Genomic DNA, 18,205 nt, shown 5'->3' on the forward strand with positions numbered 1-18,205 from the left:
GATGCGACTGATCAAGACATTGCTTATTGGCACGGTTCTGGGTTTGACCGCCCTGCCGGCGCTGGCCAGACAGGATATCGTCTGGTGGGATTTCCTGTCCGGCGGTGACGGCGTGCGCATGAAGGCGCTGATCGATGCCTTCAACAAGGAACATCCTGATATTCAGGTGAAGGGAACGACGCTCGAATGGGGCGTGCCCTTCTATACCAAGGTGCGGACCGCTTCTGCCGTCGGCGAAGGACCTGACGTCATGACCTATCACCTGTCCCGTGCGCCGCTGGCGCTGCAGGAGAAGGTGCTGAGCGAGATTACCGACAAGGATCTTGAGGATGCGGGCCTGAAGAAGGACGATTTCTTCAGTGCGCCGCTCGATGCGGCCACCCATGACGGCAAGCTTTATGCCGTGCCTTTCGATATTCACGCGCTGGTTCTCTATTACAATGCCGATCTTCTCAAAGGCTCGCCTTATATCGATGCCGAAGGCAAGCTGACCGGTATCAAGACGATAGACGACTTCGAGAAGGCGCTGGCCTGGGCCAAGGAAAAAGGCGTCGAAACGCCGGTCACGTATCAATCCGGCGGAGAAGCCGGTGTCTGGCGCGTTTTTTACACCTTGTTCTCGCAGCAGGGTGGTGAACTCGTCACCAATGGCGAGGTGCTGGCCGGCGACAATGCGGAGAAGGCTGCCAAGGCTATCGATACAATGTCGAAATGGCGCGAAAACGGCTGGGCGCCGGAGCAGGCGGAATATCCCGCTTCCGTCGCGCTCTTCTCCGCCGGAAAATCCGCCTTCCAGCTGAACGGCGTCTGGGAAGTGCCGACCTACAAGGACCTGGAAAAGAACAACAAGCTGGGCTTCAAATGGAGCGCGGTCGAGGTTCCGCCCTTCATGGGTAAACGCGCTACATGGGCGGATTCACACGCTTTTGCCATTCCCAACCAGGATGACAAGACCGTTTCCGGCGAAAAACGCGCCGCGGTGATGAAGGTAATCGGCTGGATGGAAAAACACGCCATCAGCTGGGCCGATGCCGGCCATATCCCGGCCTATAAATCGATCACCGAGGGCAGCGATTACAAGGCGATGCAGCCGAACGCCACCTATGCGTCACTTGCGGAAGCAGCCGTGTTCGATCCGAAAACGACGATCACGGGTGTCGCTTCGCCTGCCTATGATGCCGCGCTCAACGTCATCGCTCCGGCCATTCAGGGCTTCATGAGCGGCACGGATGCGGTGGAGCAGATCAAGGAAGAGCTGCAAAGCAAGCTGAAGTGACAGGAACCGGCCCTCCGGTCTCTGGCCGGAGGGCGCCTGCAATGCGTGAAGTCCCGGAGACAGTCCATGGCTATGATTGAAAACCGGCGCAAGAAATCGCTGATCGCGCTGTCGATGGTGACGCCGTTCATCGTGGTCTTCGCCACCTTCTTCCTTTATCCGCTGATCGAGATGGTGCGCATGAGTTTCACCGATGCGCCCCTGATCGGTGATGGAAACTGGGTCGGGTTTGCAAACTACGCAAAGCTGCTGAGCGACCGCCTGTTTATAACGTCGCTGAAGAACAACGGTTATTTTGTGCTTCTAACCGTGGTCCCGACGACTGTCATCGCGCTGATGATCGCACTCGCCGTCAGCCGCCTTTCGGGCGTCAGGCAGACGGTTGCGATGAGCCTGTTTTTCTTGCCCTATGTCTTGCCTGTATCGGTCGTCACGGAAATCTGGACGTGGATGCTCGATCTTCAGTTCGGCATTCTTCAGCCGGTAATTTCCCTGTTTGCCGGAAAACCGGTCGCGGTCTTCAAGAATCCCTATTGGGTCATGCCGATGGTCGCTGTCGTCACCATCTGGTGGACCAACGGTTTCAACGTATTGCTATTCATCGCGGGTCTTCGCAACATTCCGGCCGAGCTTTATGAGGCCGCCTCGCTCGATGGCGCAACGACGTGGCAACGCTTCTGGCGCGTGACCTGGCCGCTATTATGGCCCGTGACAGCCCTCGTGCTGACCCTTCAGTTGATCCTGCAACTGAAGATATTCGACCAGATCTATCTCCTGAGCGGCGGCGGCCCTTTCAACTCAAGCTTCGTGCTGCTTCTAAAGGTCTATCGTGAAGCCTTCCAGCTCAACAATGGCGGTTATGCCTCAGCCGTCGCCACCGTGCTGTTCCTGCTGATCGTCATCGTTTCCATTCTCCAGTTCCAGTTGCTGCGCATCCGGAGGAACTCATGAGCCTCACCAGAAGACTAGAAAACATCATCCTGGCCGTGCTGACCTTTTCGGCGGCGCTGGTGTGGATATTTCCGCTCTACTGGACCTTCGTCACCTCCATTCGCTCGGATGAGAATGTTGCAGGGAACACCTTGCTGATACCCGACGAGTTCCGGCTGAGCGCCTACGTGAACGCCATCTTCAACACGCAGTTGATGAACTGGTATATCAACTCGGTCGGCACGGCGGCGATCGTTACCGTATCGGTGCTTCTTATCTCGATGTTGTGCGCCTATGCCCTCTCGCAGATACGGTTTCCGGGCCGACGCCTGCTCTATGGCATCGTGCTGGCGAGTTTCATGGTGCCGGCGCAGACGCTTGTCGTCACGCAGTTCATCCTGATGAAAAACCTTAACCTCATCAACACCTGGGCAGGTATCATCCTGCCGCAGCTCATCACGCCCATCGTCATCATCGTCTACAAGCAGTTCTTCGACAGCGTGCCGAAGGAGATGCGCGAGGCTGTGGTTCTGGATGGCGGCGGTGAGTATACAATCCTTTTCAAGGTCTACCTGCCGCTGAACTGGGGCATTACGACCGCCATGGCGATCGTGACATTCATCACGGTCTGGAACGCCTTCTTCTGGCCCTTCCTCGTCGTTACCTCGGAAAACATGATGACGATCCCGGTCGGCATCACCCAGGTCAATGACACATTCGGCGTTGCCTATGCACGGCTGATGGCCATCGCCATGCTTGCCGCGCTGCCGGTCATCATCGCCTACGTCATCTTCCAGCGGCGGGTAACGGAAGCCATCATGATCTCGTCCGGTGTGAAAGGGTGAGGGGGCGGACGATCAGATGACATGCGCCTTGTGCAGGGCTGTCAGCACGTCGTTCTTGAGGGTTGCCAGCCGGGGTGAGCGCCGGTCACGGGGGCGTGGCACGTCCACCTCGATCTCCTCCTGTATGCGACCATCATGGGCACCCATCATGTAAATCCGGTCGCCGAGATAGAGAGCCTCATCGATATCGTGGGTGACGAGAAGGAATGAGATGCCGCGCTGTTCGACAAGCTTCAGAACAAGGTCCTGAAGCTTCATCCGCGTGAAGGCATCGACCGCGCTGAAGGGTTCATCGAGCAGCAGGATACGCGGTTGCGTATAGAGCGCCCGAGCGATGGCGACACGCTGCGCCATGCCGCCGGAAAGCGCCTTTGGCAGCGCCGCGCCGTGGCCGCTGAGGCCTACGTCGTTGATCAGCCCTTCAACCCGCTGCACGTCGAATTTCTTGCCGGCCGCATAGCCGATATTTTCGGCAACCGTCAGCCAGGGCATCAGGCGGGGTTCCTGAAAGACGAAGGCGATCGGCGGCGTGTCCGTCGCTCCGTCTTCTTCCGCCGTGTTGATCGTCACTGCGCCGGCAAATCGCCTGTCCAGACCTGCGGCGATGCGCAGCAGCGTGCTCTTTCCGCAGCCGCTTGGCCCGAGAAGAACCGCCGCTTCGCCATCACCGAGCCCCAGATGAATGTCCTGAAGGACAACGGTATCGCCGAAGGCCTTTTCGCGCACGTCAACCTGAAGCAGGCTCATCGCAACCGCCCTCCTTCCTGCAGGGGATAGGTATCGCGCCAACGCAGGCAGCGTTCCTCGACGATCTTGAACAGGCTGTCGGATATCTTGCCGAGCACCGCAAGGCAGATGATGGCGATCATCACCAGATCGGGACGCGACAGTTCCCGCCCGTCGGAAAGCATGTAGCCGATCCCTTCGGATGCGGCCAGAAGCTCGGCTGCCACGACGCTCAGCCAGGCGAGGGACAGCCCATAACGCAGGCCGGTGAAAAGATGAGGCAGGGAGGCGGGGATAAAAATTCGCCAGACCAGTACGGGCAGGGGCTGGCGATACATTTCGCCCACTTCCACAAGTTTGCGATCCACATTGCGGATGCCGGAGAACAGGTTGAGATAGACCGGGAAAAACGCGCTCTTGGCGATCAGGACGATTTTAGAGGTTTCGCCGATGCCGAACCAGATCATCAGCAGCGGCACCCAGGCGAGGCTCGGAACCGCGCGCAGGGCCTGAAACGTGGGCTCCAGATAACGCTCGGCGGCAACGACCAGCCCGACCAGCGATCCAACGATGACCGCAAGCACCGAGCCGATGACGAAGCCGACGAAAACGCGGGCGGTGCTTGCCGCGACATTGGTCCAGAGAGGTCCTTCAGCAAGCCGCAGAAACGTATCGTAGAGTTCCGACGGCGGCGGCAGTACATAAGGGCTCACCCAGCCCATGCGAACAAAAAGCTCGAGCAGCAGCAAAGACCCGACCGGCACGATCGCACCGCGCAGGTCGAACCGTGTGAAGAAAGCCCCCACCTTTTGCACAAGCGTCGATCGGGAAGGAGACTGTCTGGATGGCTGTCTGACGCGCTGAAATTCGCGCGGATGGGAATTCATGCGCCCAGCACCTTTTTCGCCGGAGCCGGGTCTATCAATGACGCAAGAACATTGTCGACATTGACGCCCGGACGCAGGACGTCGTCGCCAAGCAGCGGGGTAACGATACGGATCGAATTCAGCAGTTCTTCACCCGGGACGGGGTCGTTCCAGTCACGCTTGTTGATGGTAAGTTCCGTGATCTTGGGGTCGTTGCCCGTGACCTTCGTGACGAAATCGATGAATTCGCCGTTATTCTCGCGGATCCATTTCTGCGTCTGCACCCACACGCCGAGCAGACGCTCTACCGCGCGCGGGTGTTTTGCCAGGAACGCCTCCGATACGCTGAAGACACTGCCGTCGCGCCAGCTACGCTCATCGAAAATTGCCCTGTCGCCGGCAAGCTCGGCCTGGGAGGTGTGCGGATCGATACCGACCCAGGCATCCACCTGTCCCTGCTGCAGCGCGTTGAACCCCTCGGGGTGCTGCAGGTTTACAACCTTGAGATCATCGACTGACAGCTTGTGTTGAGCAAGCGCGCGGACAAGGGTGAAATAGGGAGCCGTGCCCTTGGTGACGGCAATGGTCTTGCCCTTGAGATCGGCCACCGTCTTTACCGGCGAATCCGGACGCACCTGAATGATGGACGAACCGCCCCAGCTTGCTACATAGATGACTTTCAGCGGCACGCCATTGGCGCGGGCAAGAAAGGCCGAAAGCGCCGCGGAACCGGCGAAATCGGTCGAGCCGACCTTGAGGAACTCCAGCGAGTTGTTGCTGCCGCGCGATTGTACCCAGGTGATCTTGGTGCCGACATCCTTGAAGGCTTCCTCAAGCCAGCCCTTGTTCTTTATCAGCAGCGTATGGGACGAATAAAATCCCCAGTCCAGCTTCAGCTCTGCCGGAAATTCCGGCGTGCTCTGTGCCAGCGCACCGCGAGTTGCAAGCGGCGCGGCAAGCGCGCCAGCAATACCGAGCTTGAGGATATGGCGGCGGGAATGTTCGGCCTTCATTTAATTCACCTATTTTATGGATTTTATGTACATAAAGGCTAAAGGCAGGGGTTTTTGTGGTCAATACGCACCTCTGGAACCCCATGCCAAACTTCGAAAGCGGCGTGGAAAATCTCCCTAATCCCGGAGGGATAGGCGCGACATCCCGTTATCAAGCAAAGAAGCGGTTGACCGGGCGGTGCAGTCCGAGATGATCGCGCAATGTCGGACCCTCATAGTCCGTTCGGAACAGTCCGCGCTTTTGCAGTTCCGGCACGACCAGCGTGGTAAAATCGTCAAGACCGGCGGGCAGGAAGGGGAAGGTGACGTTGAAGCCGTCCGAGCCTTCCTCATGCAGCCATTGTTCCATCTCGTCGGCGATGGTTTTCGGCGTGCCGACGAAGGCGAGCCCCGCATAGCCGCCCAGCCGCTGCGCGAGTTGACGCACCGTCAGCCCTTCGCTTCTGGCAAGTTCTATCACTCTTTCGCGGCTGGATTTGCTCGCATTCGTTTCCGGAATGTCGGGCAGCGGGGCCTCGGGATCGAAACCGGACACGTCGTGACCCAGCGCGATCGACAGCGATGCTATCGCGCTTTCATAGTGGACGAGGCTGTCGAGCCTGGCGCGCTTGGCTTTTGCCTCCTCGACCGTATCGCCGACAACAACGAACGCGCCAGGCAGAATGACGATGCCATCACGCGACCGTCCGGCGGCGACCGTCCTGTCCTTTACGTCCTTGTAAAAGGCCTTCCCTGCTGCAAGGGTGGGTGTGGCCGCAAAGACCACCTCAGCGGTTTCGGCGGCGAGCTGGCGTCCGGGTTCGGATGCGCCGGCCTGAACGATGACCGGCCAGCCCTGCACCGGGCGGCCGATATTGAGCGGTCCGCGCACCGAAAATTCGGGGCCCCTGTGGTTCAGCACATGCATTTTTTCAGGGTCGAAGAACAGTCCGCTATCGACATCCCGAATGAAGGCATCGTCCGAAAATGAATCCCACAGCCCGGTGACGACGTCATAGAATTCCCGCGCGCGGCCATAGCGCTCGGCGTGGTCGGGTTGATCATCACGGCCGAAATTCCGGGCGGCGTCCGGGTTCGAGGTTGTGACGATGTTCCAGCCGGCGCGGCCATTGCTGAGGTGATCGAGAGAGGCAAAACGCCGGGCCACGTGATAGGGCTCGTCGAACGTGGTGGACGCGGTGGCGACGAGACCGATGCGCTGGGTGACGGCGGCCAGGGCGGAAAGAAGCGTGAAGGGCTCGAAGGAAGTAACGGTATGGCTGCGGCGCAGTGCCTCCGTGGGCATGTTCAGGACGGCGAGATGATCGGCCATGAAAAATGCGTCGAATTTCGCAGCTTCGAGCTGCTGCGCGAAACGCGCCAGATGGGCGAAATTGAAATTGGCGTCAGGAAAGGCGCCGGGATAACGCCATGCGCCCGTGTGGAGGCTGACGGGCCTCATAAAGGCGCCGAGATGCAGTTTGCGATCATTTGCCATTGGGTTTCACTCTCTTGTCGGTGTTTCGGCGCGGACGGCTCGCTGTCGCATCCGCTGGCGGGCGCAAGCCCGCTTCTTGCTTGCGGCGACGATATCCCCGTCAGGGAGTTGGCGCGGCAAAGACTATTCCGATTATGATTTCCAAACCGAAAGATTTTTCCCGGGATCGCGTTTGCGACGATGCAACTGTCGCTGCCGACCGGTTGTCGCGGGCGGTTAATGTGTCTGCAACTTCGTATCGTCGTGAAGGGGCCGCGTCGTGTGAAGGTCCGGCAGGCGGCCTGCCACCGGACCTCTTTTTCGGCGCCGTCCGCGTTCAGACCGCCAGAAGCGCCTCGTTGCCCGTGCGGTGGGTCTCAATGGCGCTTTCCGTTTCGATACGCTTGCCGGTAGCGGGATCGAAGAAGTGCAACTGTGCGGCCGGCAGGCCGAGATGGATGCGCTGGCCGGGCTTCACGGCCAGGTCCTCGCCTATGGCAGCGGAGAATGTTTCGCCGGCAATCTCGGCGTGCACGATGCGGCCCGATCCCAGTTCTTCGACGAAATCGACGATGGCCGGCACGCCCTCGCCATCCGCGCTGACGAGGCATTGCTCCGGGCGGATGCCGACCGTTACGTCGCGGCCGCGCAGTTCCAGTGCGGTTTCGGGAAAGAGTTTCACCGGCGTGCCGGCCAGCATGACGGCGTGGGATTCCACTTCAACCCGGGTGGTGAACAGGTTCATGGCCGGCGAACCGATGAAGGATGCAACAAAGGTGCTGGCGGGACGATGATAGATATCGAGGGGATGACCGACCTGTTCGACGATACCCCTGTTCATCACGACCAGCCGGTCGGCCAGCGTCATGGCTTCCACCTGGTCGTGGGTGACGAAGACGGAGGTGGCGGACAGGCGCTGGTGCAGCTTGCGGATTTCGGCGCGCATGGTGACACGCAGCTTGGCGTCGAGATTGGAGAGCGGCTCATCGAACAGGAAGACCTGCGGCTCCCGAATGATTGCCCGGGCCATGGCCACACGCTGGCGCTGGCCGCCGGAAAGCGCAGCCGGCTTGCGTTCCAGATAATCGGAAAGGCCGACAATCTTCGCCGTTTCCTCGATCCTGCGCTGGCGCTCGGCCCTGGCGACGCCAGCGACTTTCAGCGCGTAGCCGATATTGCCGGCGACGGTCATGTGCGGATAGAGCGCGTAGTTCTGAAATACCATGGCGCATCCGCGCTCACGCGGCTCGAGCCTGTTGACTACGCGTCCGCCAATCGCGATCTCGCCGGAGGTGATGTCCTCCAGCCCGGCGATCATGCGCAGAAGGGTGGACTTGCCGCAGCCGGAGGGGCCGAGGATGACGACGAACTCGCCGGAGCCGAAAGTGAGATCCACGCCATGCAGCGTGGGGGTCTTGCCATAGGATTTGCGGAGCTGGCGGATATCGATCTGAGCCATGATGGGAACCTTGTTGTTAAAAGCCGCGCGTCGTCACTTTTCGGACGAAACGAGACCGCGGACGAACCAGCGTTGCAGGAAGGCGACAACGAGAAGCGGCGGTGTGATGATGATGAGGGAGCCGGCCAGTGTCACGTTCCAGTCCGGCGTGCCGTCTTCGGCGGGCAGAAGGGCGCGCAGCGACATCATCACCGTCTTGTAGGAAGGATCGGTGACCATCAATAACGGCCAGAGATACTGGTTCCAGGCATAAACGAACATGATGGTGGTGAGCGCCGCCATGTTGGTTCTGGAGAGTGGCAACAGCATTTCCACGAAGAAGCGGATTGGCCCCGATCCGTCCATGCGCGCCGCTTCAGCCAGTTCGTCGGGGATGGTCATGAAGAACTGGCGGTATAGAAAGGTGCCGGTGGCGGTCGCGACCAGCGGCAGGGTGAGGCCGACATAGGAATTCAGGAGGTTCCACTCCACTGAGACCTCAATTCCGAACCATCCGAGGATGGAGCGGAATGGCTGGAAAATATCCGCGGCTACCGAATAGGTCGGCACCACGCGCACTTCCAGCGGCAGCATGAGGGTGATGAACACCGTCCAGAAGAAGAGGTGCTTCAGCGGCGAGCGGAAGAACACGATGGCAAAGGCGGTAAAGGCCGAAAGGGCCACCTTGCCGATCGTGACCAGCGTGGCCATGATCATGCTGTTGAGAAGGGCGTTGCCGAGATTGGCGCGTTGCCAGGCGGTTTGGGCATTGGTGAGGAATTCGCCCTGTGGCAGAAAGCTGAACGGGATGCTGTTGACCTGAACGACAGACTGGCTGGCGCCGGCGATCACGACGAGCAGGGGACCGATGAGCAGAAGAAAACCGGCAATCATCAGCCCGTAGGTCAGGGCGTCGGCATAGGGGGTGCGCTGGATCATCGTCGCCTCACTTGTAATGGACCTGCCGCTCGACGAAGCGGAACTGGATGAAGGTGAAAATCATGATGAGGCCGATGAGGACGAGGCTCTGTGCCGAGGCGCCGGAATAGTTCAGCCCCTCGAACGCTTCGCTGACGATGCGGTAGACCATCACTTCGGTGGCGCGGTTGGGACCGCCCTCGGTGGTGGAGGCGACGATGCCGAACGTATCCGCGCCGACGAAACCCTCCGTCATCATGATGACGGTCAGGAAGAACAGGGTCGGTGCCAACAGCGGCACCTGAATGTCGATGGCGCGGCGGACGGGCCCGGAGCCGTCCATGGCGGCTGCTTCCGTCAGCGCGCGCGGCACGGATTGCAGGCCGGCGAACAGGAAGATGAAGGTATAACCCGCCCATTTCCAGATGAAGATGACGATGACGAGGATCAGCGCGTGCTCGCCATATTTCGCCGGGTTCCAGAAATCCGGCCACCAGGCGTTGAGCGAGGCGGCAAGCCCGCGTTCCGGCGAGAGGATGAAACGGAAAGCCATGCCCGCCGCAGGCCCGGCGATGGCGTAAGGAAGAATGTAGAGCACCCGGAAGAAGCCGGAGCCGGGAAGGGCGCGATCCACGCAAAGCGCAAGGACAAGGCCGATGAGAATGGTGAAGAACGGACCGGCGACGGCGAAGATCAGGCTGACGAGCACCGATTGCCAGTAAAGCGGATCGAAGAATGTCTCCTTGAAATTGGCGAGCCCGACGAATTCCGCCGCACCGCCGAAGGGCGGTTCAAGTGTGAACGCCCAGTTGATGACCGCTGCCACAGGCCAATAAAAGAACAGAAAGATCAGCAGAAGCTGCGGCAGGGCGAACAGCACGGGTAACCACGTGCTCTTGAAGACGGCGCGCTTTTCCATTGAGTAACCGGCAAAAGTGGAGAACTGGACGGGCTTGCCCGGGAGATCCCGCGGGCAAGCCCCTTCAAAACGGCAAAGCTTAGTTCAGCTTGGCGCCGGCATAGGTCTTTTCGAAGCGGCGCAGGCCAGCATTCGAGCGCTCGACGGCCTTGTCGAGTTCCCCCTGAACGTCGGCATTCTGCATGAAGATGGCTTCGAGTGCCGTGGAGACTTCCTTGCGGATCTGCGTGAAGTTGCCGAGACGGATGCCGCGGGTATATTCGGAAGGCGGCGTGAAAGTCAGGCTCTCGATTGCCTTTTCGCGACCCTTATAGGGTGCCTTGTCGTAGAAGCCGTTGGCCTTCATGGCGTCGAAGCCGGTCTTGGTGACCGGGATGTAACCGGTGACCGTGGACCACCACTGAACCATCTCCGGCTGGGCGATGAAGTTGAGGAATGCTGCCGCGCCCTTGTATTCCGCTTCCGGACGGCCGGCCATGACCCACAGGGAAGCGCCACCGACGAGTGAGTTCTGCCGCTGCGTGCCCTTCCAGACCGGCAGCATGGCCACGTCCCACTTCACGCCCTCAGGCATGCCTTTGCCCACGGTGCCGTGCCCGGCAATCGAAGACATGAACATCTGGCAGGTCTGCGAGGTGAATGCGGGCAGGATGTCCATGCCGAGCTGCTTCGTCTTGACGACGAACAGCTTCTCGTCCTGCATCTTTTTGAAGAATTTCACATGGTCGACGAACTTGGTCTTGTTGATCGTCAGTTCCGCGTCGAGGCCCTGATAGCCGTTGCCTTTGGTGGCGATCGGCTGGTTATGGATGGCGGAGAACTGTTCCATCAGCATCCAGGTGTCGAAGTTGAAGGCGAGCGGGCATTCGAAGCCGGCGGCTTTCAGCTTCTTCGCGGCCTCTTCAACCTGTTCCCATGTATCGGGCTTGAAGGTGATGCCGGCTTTTTCGAACGCATCGACATTGTAATAGAAGACAGCGGTGGATGAATTGTAGGGGAAGGAGTTCAGCTCGCCCGCAGCCGTTGCATAATAATTGGCAATGCCGGGGAAATAATTGTCCCAGTCGATCTTGTAGCCATTGTCAGCCATCAGCTTTTTCGCGGGAACGAAAGCCTTGGACAGCATCATGTCCAGCGTGCCGGCGTCGTAAATCTGGGTGATCGCCGGCTGCTTCTTGGCGCGGTAAGCGGCGATGGTGTTCTGCAGCGTGGCGTCGTAATCGTTCTGAGACGTGCAGACGATCTCGAATTCAGCCTGGGATTCGTTGAACTTCTTGCAGGTGTCCTGAACGCGTTCGCCAAGATCGCCGGAAAGGCCGTACCAGAATTCGAACTTGGTCTTTTCAGCGTGGGCAGCCGTGGCGCCGAAGGCGGCGGCTATGGCGACGCCGGCCACGAAAGAGGTCAGAGCGGAAGGTTTCATGAGTTGAGCCCCGTTGATGGAATGATGGCCTGATCGGCAGGGACGTCATGTCCTGACCACGAAGCCACGGGCTCTGCTAACAGTCGTATTTGACGGATAGCTTACATTTTGTTGAACGTTTTATGATGACTTGCGGCGCAGCATCGTCGGCGCGGCGAAATACGATCGCTGAAAGCGCAATGCATGTATTTCTATTTAGACGTCAGTTATTTACGTGGAAAGCGGGCGTTCCGCTACCTGATGCTGAACCGTCTACCTCCATCAACCCCGGCGTGCGGCTTCGATGGCGGCGACGTCGATTTTCTTCATATCCATCATCGCCGTGAAGGCTCGTCTGGCTTCTGCCCCGCCGGCAGCCATGGCATCCATCAGCACGCGCGGCGTGATCTGCCAGGAGATGCCCCATTTGTCCTTGCACCAGCCGCAGGCGCTTTCCTGGCCGCCATTGCCAACGATGGCGTTCCAGTAGCGGTCGGTTTCCTCTTGATCTTCAGTCGATATCTGGAATGAAAAAGCTTCGCTGTGCTTGAATTGCGGCCCACCATTGAGGCCGATGCAGGTTACGCCCGCGACAGTGAACTGCACCATGAGAACGTCCCCCTGCTTGCCGGAGGGATAGTCGCCGGGCGCGTGATACACTTTTATCACCTCACTATCGGGAAACGTGTCGGCATAAAAACGGGCTGCTGCCTCTGCGTCCTTGTCGTACCAGATACAGATCATGTTCTTTTGCATGGGTATGGTCCTCCGAGGTTGACGGCTTCCCCTTGCCGGCGGCAAATCATGGGCAGATTGACGGCTCCCAATCCGGCATAAAATGCAGCCGCAGCGCAAACGTTCCGAAAACAATACGTGACCAGTGTCAAAGCCAGCGTCTCACCCTGCGGCGATAGGCAACATAGGCCGGGCCAAGTTCCTTTGTCAGCACGCGCTCTTCAATGTTGACCTGAAGCATCACCGCAATGATGAGGACGATGGCGACGGTGAGCTGCAGAACGGAGGTGAACACCAGAACCAATCCCGCAAACAGCACAATCTGCCCGACGAAGACCGGGTTTCTTGACATGCTGAAAGGCCCGGTATCCACGATGGTTCCGAGATGGCCTTCGGCCGCGCCGATGCGCCACGATTTGCCCATGTAATGCTGCGCGTAGAGCGCGAGCGCACTTCCCCCCAGCGCCATAACCACCCCAGCGAAGCGGATGGCTGCGCCGGTATAGTGTCGGTCCAGCAGCCAACCGGCCGCTTGCGGTTCCAGCCAGAGGGTGAAAAGCGGCAGAAGCGCGCCGAGAAGAAACGCGACACGGAAAAGCGTGGCGGGAACGGTTTGCCTTTCGCGACCCTTGGCAAAAAGCCAAACCGGTTCGCCCGTGCGCTTCGCCAGCCGGGCCGTCAGCCATAAGAAACCGCCGATATAGGTCCACACCGCAAGCACTGCCACAAGATCAATCATGTCTCCCCCAAATATATTGCCCAAGCCGGAAGCGGGCTCCCGACTCGGAACAAATGTAGCAATGGAACTATTGCATCGCCCCGTCTTCGACTACGGGGACAGGTGTGAAATTTCAAAAAACGAACCAATGAATGGAAATTTCGCTGGAGTACGCACGCGCATCGGACGAAAATAAAATTATCATTAAATATCAATTAATACTGAAATTATAATATGCGTGAATAATTTTGGATGGAAACTTCCTGTTTTATCGGAGAAGCGCGCTTGAGTGTTCTTGATCGTGGTGCCAATGCTTTCGCGGTTCTCGCCGCGCTTTCCAAATCCCAGGCCATCATAGAATTCGACCTTTCGGGAAAGATTCTTGCCGCCAATGAGAATTTCTGTCGGGCTCTGGGTTACGAACTTTCGGAAATCCTCGGCAGGCATCACAGCATGTTCGTCGAACCCGCCGTCGTGGCTTCGGCGGATTACAAGGGCTTCTGGGCAAAACTTGCTGCCGGTCAGTTCGATCAGCGGCAGTATAAGCGCATCGGCAAGGGCGGCAGGGAGGTCTGGATCGAGGCTTCCTATAACCCCGTGTTTCGCCGCGGCAAGCCGGTGAAGGTGGTGAAGATCGCTACAGACATCACCGCACGCAAGCTGAAGGCGGCGGAAGACGCCGGCAAGATCGACGCCCTTTCCCGGGCGCAGGCCATCATCGAATTCTCGCCCAACGGCGAAATCCTGACTGCCAACGAGAATTTTCTGACGGCGCTGGGCTATTCTCTGGCGGAAGTGCAGGGCCGGCATCATTCCATGTTCTGCGAGCCGGCCTATACACACTCACCGGCCTACAGGCAGTTCTGGGAAAGGCTCGCCGGCGGCGATCTGGTGGCGGATGAATTCATGCGTCTTGGCAAGGGCGGCCGCAAGGTCTTCATCCAGGCCTCCTATAATCCGATCTTCGATCTGAATGGGAAAGTGTTCAAGGTCGTCAAATTCGCGACCGATGTGACTGGCCGTGTCGAGAATGTCGAAAAGCTGGCGCAGTGCCTTACAGACCTTGCCGAAGGCGATCTTGCCCAGAGCATCGAGATGCCTTTCATTCCCTCGCTTGAACGGCTGCGCACGGATTTCAACGCGGCTTCGGAAAAGCTCAAGCGGGCCATGACGCGGGTGTCTGAAAATGCCGGCGCCATTTCTTCCGGGTCGAATGAAATACGATCCGCGGCAGATGATCTTGCCAGACGGACGGAGCAGCAGGCGGCTTCGATAGAGGAGACCGCAGCCGCGCTTGAAGAGGTCACCACCGCAGTCAGTGACTCAAGCCGTCGGGCGGAAGAAGCCGGCAGAATCGTTGCCCGTGCCCGCGACCATGCCGAACATTCAGGCCAGGTGGTGCGCGATGCCATAGGCGCCATGGATCAGATTGAAAAATCATCGCGGGAAATCTCGAGCATCATCGGCGTGATCGACGAAATTGCTTTCCAGACCAACCTTCTGGCGCTCAATGCGGGCGTGGAAGCGGCCCGTGCAGGCGAGGCAGGCAAGGGTTTTGCCGTTGTCGCGCAGGAGGTGCGCGAGCTTGCGCAGCGCTCGGCGACGGCCGCGAAGGAAATCAAGAACCTGATCAACGCTTCGGGCAAGCAGGTGGAAAACGGCGTCGGCCTCGTCACCAGGGCGGGTTCGGCGCTGCAGGAAATCGCAGAGCAGGTCCGCGACATCAATACCAATGTGGCGGCGATCGTGGATGCGGCGCGCGAACAGTCCACGGCGCTTGCCGAAATCAATCAGGCGGTCAACAGCGTGGATCAGGCTACCCAGCAGAACGCCGCGATGGTGGAGGAGCAGACGGCCGCAAGCCACAGCCTCGCGCGGGAGGCCGCGGCCCTGTTCGAGCTCCTTGGCCAGTTCCGGTTCGAGGAGACTGCGCGTCATGCGGCCTCTACGCGCAGCTGGTCCGACCACCCCGGCGCCGCCGCCCCGCGCCGCCCGCTATCCCGCCCACCGGGCGTGCGTGGCGCATCGAGCGCGGCTGTCGCGCGTGAGGAATGGCAGGACTTCTAGAAGCATCTCCGGTTCCCTTCTATCCCCTGCGGGCCTGGGCATGGGGGGCCATGAAACGTCTGAAACCGAAATCGAAATCGATCCATGCAAGTGCGGGGTATAGGCATATCGTCGCGATTGTCGGATAATCGGCGCAGCGCGCCTTAAGATTACGGGGACTTTCGTTTGGCAGGGATGACATCAACAGGCAGGGTCGTGCTCGTTCTCTGCTGGCTGGCGGCGTTTCTCGGGCCGGCGCAGGCCGAAACGCCGGCTGACGGCAAGGCGTCCTGCGCCCATGCCCACGATGTGGCGCCCGAATTGTGCATCAGTCCCCAGAGCTACAACAGGGACCTTTGCCACGCCATCGAGGTTCTCGCCGCGCGCCATGCCGTTCCGCCGGATTATTTCGCCAGGCTGATCTGGCGGGAGAGCCTGTTCCGGGCCGATGCGGTGAGCCCGAAGGGGGCGGAAGGCATTGCCCAGTTCATGCCGGGGACGGCGAGGCTGCGTGGTCTGGACAACAGTTTCAACATCATTGCTGCGCTGGAGGCGTCGTCACGCTATCTGTCGGAGCTGAAGCTGCGCTTCGGCAATTTCGGTCTGGCAGCCGCAGCCTATAATGCCGGCGAGGCGGGGCTGCGCGGTTTTATCGCGACAGGTCGCCTGCCGGTGGAAACGCGCGATTATGTCTTTGCAATCACCGGGTACCCCGTGGAAAGCTGGAAAGACAATCCACCGGATAAGGCCGCGCCGGCGCTGGACGGCAGCCGGCCCTTCATCGACGCCTGCCTGCGGCTTGCCGATACACGCACGATCAACGATCCCGTCCTGATATCTTCGGCCGACTGGGCGCCATGGGGTGTGCAGCTTGCCGCCCATTACAATCCGACGGTGGCGAACCGGCTCTTTACCCGTGCCATAGGCCAATTGTCGGGGCCTCTCAATGCCGAGCGCGCACTGATCGTGCGGCAAAGGGGTGGCAATTTCGGTTCGCGCCCGCGTTACGCCGCGCGCATCGGCCGCGAGACCAGAGCCGAAGCCAATGCGCTTTGTGGTGAAATCCGCGGGGCAGGTGTTCCCTGCACCGTGTTCCGCAACCGCTAGCGGGGGCCGCGGCTGATCATGACAAGTTGATCGGCCCATACGCCGCTCCTCCTTTCAGTGTGAGATGATCGCTCCTAGATTTGCCGCCGGCGGCGACCGCAACCCGCGGGCCGGTGGCGTGTGACGAGGGGATGAATTGCACATGAGATTGCTTGAAACCGGAGCGCTGGCAGCGGTGCTGACCATGGCCGTGGCGTGCACCAGCACCGGGCAGACCGAAATCACCCGCACTGTGGCCGGTTTTAAAGGGCAGCCGCGGGAGGCGGCAATCGCCCGGCTTGGCCGCCCCAACAAAGTCATCATCGAAAAGGGCGCAACCGAATCCTACTGGCTGAAAGTGGATGTCGAGACCTATGCCGGGCTCAGCAACCGGCGCGAATACCGGACCGTCGACGGGCAGGCGCAGGTCTCGCAGACCGAGGGCATGAAAATCAAGCAACATCGCCGCGATTGCATCATCAAGATCACCGCGGACGCAGCTTCCATCATCACCACGAGCGAGATCATCGGCGATCCGGTAAGCTGCGAGACTGTCCTGGGGCGTCCGGCTCCCTGACCGCCGTGGTTGAGATCGCCGCAGATTTACAGATGACGGCGGTTTTTTCCGAAGCCTGAAACCGTGCGCGTCTTTCGTTAACGGATTGGCGCCGCCTTTCTGTGGATGAGAGCGTCTGCTGTTGTTACCGTGAGCCTCTACGCATATGTTGGAGTACTGATTTTCGATTTCCGGGCAAGGCGGACAGGCACCTCATGACCTCCCAGTTGGACTTTTTCGCTTCCGCGGCCGCGCGGCTTCCCGAGACCGAACGGGGGCGAAAAATGCCGGGACGCGGAGCGGTGCAGAGGGTCGCGATGGATGACGAGGGGCTGGCGGGCTATCTCGAATCCACCGGCAATTACCGCGTTCTGCGCAAGCTCATGCCGCGTCAGGTCGTGGAACGGCCAAGGCCGGAATTTTCCCGCCGGGGCGTGATCCTCGACACGGAAACCACGGGTCTGAACCACCGTACGGACGAAATAATCGAGATCGGCGTCATCGCCTTCACGTTCGACGATCAGGGCGCCATTGGCGACGTCACCGGCATTTACGGCGGACTGCGGCAGCCCAATGTCGCCATACCGGCGGAGATCACCCGGCTGACAGGGATCACCGATGACATGGTTGCGGGGCAGGCAATCGACATGGAGCGGCTGGCTTCTCTCGTCGGCGATGCCGATCTGATCATTGCCCACAATGCCGGCTTCGACCGTCCCTTCTGTGAAGCCTTCTCGCCCATATTCAATGAGAAGGCCTGGGCCTGCTCCGTTTCCGAAATCGACTGGCGGGTGCGTGGATTTGAGGGCAACAAGCTGGGTTATCTGATCGGTCAGTCCGGTTATTTCCATGATGGCCATCGCGCGGTTGATGATTGCTTCGCGCTGCTGGAGGTGCTCGAGCAGAACCGGCCCGGCCAGGAAGGCATGACGCCCTTCATGGAGCTTCACGCGGCTAGCCGTAGATCGCGCGTCCGGATCTACGCGGAGAACAGCCCCTTCGATATGAAGGATCACCTCAAAAAGCGGGGGTATCGCTGGTCGGACGGTTCGGACGGCCGGCCGAAATCCTGGTGGGCGGAGCTGCCGGAAGAGATGCTGGCGGAGGAGCTGCATTTTCTGCGCACCGAAATCTATCGCTGGGACGCCGACCCTACGGTCAAATATCTCACGGCTTTCGACCGGTTCAAGGCCGGGTAGGGTTAATCGCCTGCGGGCGCTTTGATCGAATGATGAAAATCTGTCCTGTTAACAGGCTGCTTCTTTCGTGTGCGCT

The 18,205-nt window shown here is 59.7% G+C and carries 17 protein-coding genes; 7 read left to right on the forward strand and 10 right to left on the reverse strand.

The window, feature by feature from the left end; translation table 11 throughout:
- The first annotated feature begins 1 nt into the window (after position 1).
- The 3 genes from WA845_RS12655 (at position 2) to WA845_RS12665 (ending at position 3,051) form a co-directional block, all read left to right on the forward strand.
- Positions 2 to 1,276: an extracellular solute-binding protein gene (locus tag WA845_RS12655; protein ID WP_112554188.1), complete on the forward strand. Its 1,275-nt coding sequence runs from the start codon at positions 2 to 4 to the stop codon at positions 1,274 to 1,276.
- Between the two features lie 66 nt (positions 1,277 to 1,342).
- Positions 1,343 to 2,227 carry a carbohydrate ABC transporter permease gene (locus WA845_RS12660; RefSeq protein ID WP_004444920.1) on the forward strand — a complete coding sequence of 295 codons (885 nt, stop codon included), beginning with the start codon at positions 1,343 to 1,345 and terminating at the stop codon, positions 2,225 to 2,227.
- Complete coding sequence (locus tag WA845_RS12665) at positions 2,224 to 3,051, forward strand: carbohydrate ABC transporter permease (RefSeq protein WP_337322353.1); 828 nt, start codon at positions 2,224 to 2,226, stop codon at positions 3,049 to 3,051. The genes WA845_RS12660 and WA845_RS12665 overlap by 4 nt, the downstream gene beginning before the upstream one ends.
- 12 nt (positions 3,052 to 3,063) lie before the next feature.
- On the opposite strand, the gene WA845_RS12670 is transcribed toward WA845_RS12665, so the two are convergent.
- From WA845_RS12670 to WA845_RS12715, 10 genes are all read right to left on the reverse strand, one after another.
- On the reverse strand, positions 3,064 to 3,798 hold the full coding sequence (locus tag WA845_RS12670; protein WP_004444916.1) for an ABC transporter ATP-binding protein: 735 nt from the start codon (positions 3,796 to 3,798) through the stop codon (positions 3,064 to 3,066).
- Complete coding sequence (locus WA845_RS12675; RefSeq protein ID WP_004444914.1) at positions 3,795 to 4,664, reverse strand: ABC transporter permease; 870 nt, start codon at positions 4,662 to 4,664, stop codon at positions 3,795 to 3,797. The genes WA845_RS12670 and WA845_RS12675 overlap by 4 nt, the downstream gene beginning before the upstream one ends.
- A complete protein-coding gene (locus tag WA845_RS12680; protein WP_004444913.1) occupies positions 4,661 to 5,656 on the reverse strand; it encodes an aliphatic sulfonate ABC transporter substrate-binding protein in 996 nt (331 codons plus the stop codon). Before WA845_RS12680 ends, WA845_RS12675 begins: the two co-directional genes overlap by 4 nt.
- A gap of 151 nt (positions 5,657 to 5,807) precedes the next feature.
- Positions 5,808 to 7,133 carry an LLM class flavin-dependent oxidoreductase gene (locus tag WA845_RS12685; RefSeq protein ID WP_112554190.1) on the reverse strand — a complete coding sequence of 442 codons (1,326 nt, stop codon included), beginning with the start codon at positions 7,131 to 7,133 and terminating at the stop codon, positions 5,808 to 5,810.
- A 316-nt stretch (positions 7,134 to 7,449) separates the two neighbouring features.
- On the reverse strand, positions 7,450 to 8,571 hold the full coding sequence (locus WA845_RS12690; RefSeq protein WP_072492948.1) for a sn-glycerol-3-phosphate import ATP-binding protein UgpC: 1,122 nt from the start codon (positions 8,569 to 8,571) through the stop codon (positions 7,450 to 7,452).
- Between the two features lie 33 nt (positions 8,572 to 8,604).
- Positions 8,605 to 9,489, reverse strand: a complete 885-nt coding sequence (locus tag WA845_RS12695) for an ABC transporter permease subunit (RefSeq protein ID WP_004444907.1) — start codon at positions 9,487 to 9,489, stop codon at positions 8,605 to 8,607.
- Positions 9,490 to 9,496: 7 nt separating this feature from the next.
- Entirely contained in the window at positions 9,497 to 10,387 is an 891-nt protein-coding gene (locus tag WA845_RS12700) for a carbohydrate ABC transporter permease (RefSeq protein WP_004444905.1), read from the reverse strand.
- 79 nt (positions 10,388 to 10,466) lie between these two features.
- On the reverse strand, positions 10,467 to 11,810 hold the full coding sequence (locus WA845_RS12705) for an extracellular solute-binding protein (protein ID WP_107339621.1): 1,344 nt from the start codon (positions 11,808 to 11,810) through the stop codon (positions 10,467 to 10,469).
- A 261-nt stretch (positions 11,811 to 12,071) separates the two neighbouring features.
- Complete coding sequence (locus WA845_RS12710; protein ID WP_004444902.1) at positions 12,072 to 12,545, reverse strand: VOC family protein; 474 nt, start codon at positions 12,543 to 12,545, stop codon at positions 12,072 to 12,074.
- 127 nt (positions 12,546 to 12,672) lie between these two features.
- Positions 12,673 to 13,263 (reverse strand): methyltransferase family protein, encoded by a 591-nt coding sequence (locus WA845_RS12715; RefSeq protein ID WP_022562616.1) that lies wholly within the window; start codon positions 13,261 to 13,263, stop codon positions 12,673 to 12,675.
- Between the two features lie 264 nt (positions 13,264 to 13,527).
- Here WA845_RS12715 and WA845_RS12720 point away from each other — a divergent pair, with 264 nt between their 5' ends.
- The 4 genes from WA845_RS12720 to WA845_RS12735 all read left to right on the forward strand — a co-directional run bounded on the left by WA845_RS12720 (position 13,528) and on the right by WA845_RS12735 (position 18,129).
- On the forward strand, positions 13,528 to 15,309 hold the full coding sequence (locus tag WA845_RS12720) for a methyl-accepting chemotaxis protein (protein ID WP_153775704.1): 1,782 nt from the start codon (positions 13,528 to 13,530) through the stop codon (positions 15,307 to 15,309).
- Positions 15,310 to 15,483: 174 nt separating this feature from the next.
- Positions 15,484 to 16,395 (forward strand): lytic transglycosylase domain-containing protein, encoded by a 912-nt coding sequence (locus tag WA845_RS12725; protein ID WP_042936997.1) that lies wholly within the window; start codon positions 15,484 to 15,486, stop codon positions 16,393 to 16,395.
- Positions 16,396 to 16,537: 142 nt separating this feature from the next.
- Positions 16,538 to 16,951, forward strand: coding sequence for a hypothetical protein (locus tag WA845_RS12730; RefSeq protein WP_135855753.1), 414 nt, complete (start codon positions 16,538 to 16,540; stop codon positions 16,949 to 16,951).
- 194 nt (positions 16,952 to 17,145) lie between these two features.
- On the forward strand, positions 17,146 to 18,129 hold the full coding sequence (locus WA845_RS12735; protein WP_044459291.1) for a 3'-5' exonuclease: 984 nt from the start codon (positions 17,146 to 17,148) through the stop codon (positions 18,127 to 18,129).
- Positions 18,130 to 18,205 lie beyond the last annotated feature (76 nt).

This window comes from Agrobacterium sp. CMT1 (assembly GCF_037203725.1).
Lineage (GTDB): Bacteria > Pseudomonadota > Alphaproteobacteria > Rhizobiales > Rhizobiaceae > Agrobacterium > Agrobacterium pusense.

Excerpts from the sequence above, each read along its gene's own strand:
- WA845_RS12685 (WP_112554190.1), bottom strand. The coding sequence starts at position 7,133 with ATGGCAAATGATCGCAAACTGCATCTCGGCGCCTTTATGAGGCCCGTC.
- WA845_RS12675 (WP_004444914.1), bottom strand. The coding sequence starts at position 4,664 with ATGAATTCCCATCCGCGCGAATTTCAGCGCGTCAGACAGCCATCCAGA.
- WA845_RS12670 (WP_004444916.1), bottom strand. The coding sequence starts at position 3,798 with ATGAGCCTGCTTCAGGTTGACGTGCGCGAAAAGGCCTTCGGCGATACC.
- WA845_RS12680 (WP_004444913.1), bottom strand. The coding sequence starts at position 5,656 with ATGAAGGCCGAACATTCCCGCCGCCATATCCTCAAGCTCGGTATTGCT.
- WA845_RS12660 (WP_004444920.1), top strand. The coding sequence starts at position 1,343 with ATGGCTATGATTGAAAACCGGCGCAAGAAATCGCTGATCGCGCTGTCG.
- WA845_RS12690 (WP_072492948.1), bottom strand. The coding sequence starts at position 8,571 with ATGGCTCAGATCGATATCCGCCAGCTCCGCAAATCCTATGGCAAGACC.
- WA845_RS12700 (WP_004444905.1), bottom strand. The coding sequence starts at position 10,387 with ATGGAAAAGCGCGCCGTCTTCAAGAGCACGTGGTTACCCGTGCTGTTC.
- WA845_RS12710 (WP_004444902.1), bottom strand. The coding sequence starts at position 12,545 with ATGCAAAAGAACATGATCTGTATCTGGTACGACAAGGACGCAGAGGCA.
- WA845_RS12735 (WP_044459291.1), top strand. The coding sequence starts at position 17,146 with ATGACCTCCCAGTTGGACTTTTTCGCTTCCGCGGCCGCGCGGCTTCCC.
- WA845_RS12655 (WP_112554188.1), top strand. The coding sequence starts at position 2 with ATGCGACTGATCAAGACATTGCTTATTGGCACGGTTCTGGGTTTGACC.
- WA845_RS12730 (WP_135855753.1), top strand. The coding sequence starts at position 16,538 with ATGAGATTGCTTGAAACCGGAGCGCTGGCAGCGGTGCTGACCATGGCC.
- WA845_RS12715 (WP_022562616.1), bottom strand. The coding sequence starts at position 13,263 with ATGATTGATCTTGTGGCAGTGCTTGCGGTGTGGACCTATATCGGCGGT.
- WA845_RS12705 (WP_107339621.1), bottom strand. The coding sequence starts at position 11,810 with ATGAAACCTTCCGCTCTGACCTCTTTCGTGGCCGGCGTCGCCATAGCC.
- WA845_RS12725 (WP_042936997.1), top strand. The coding sequence starts at position 15,484 with ATGACATCAACAGGCAGGGTCGTGCTCGTTCTCTGCTGGCTGGCGGCG.
- WA845_RS12695 (WP_004444907.1), bottom strand. The coding sequence starts at position 9,489 with ATGATCCAGCGCACCCCCTATGCCGACGCCCTGACCTACGGGCTGATG.
- WA845_RS12665 (WP_337322353.1), top strand. The coding sequence starts at position 2,224 with ATGAGCCTCACCAGAAGACTAGAAAACATCATCCTGGCCGTGCTGACC.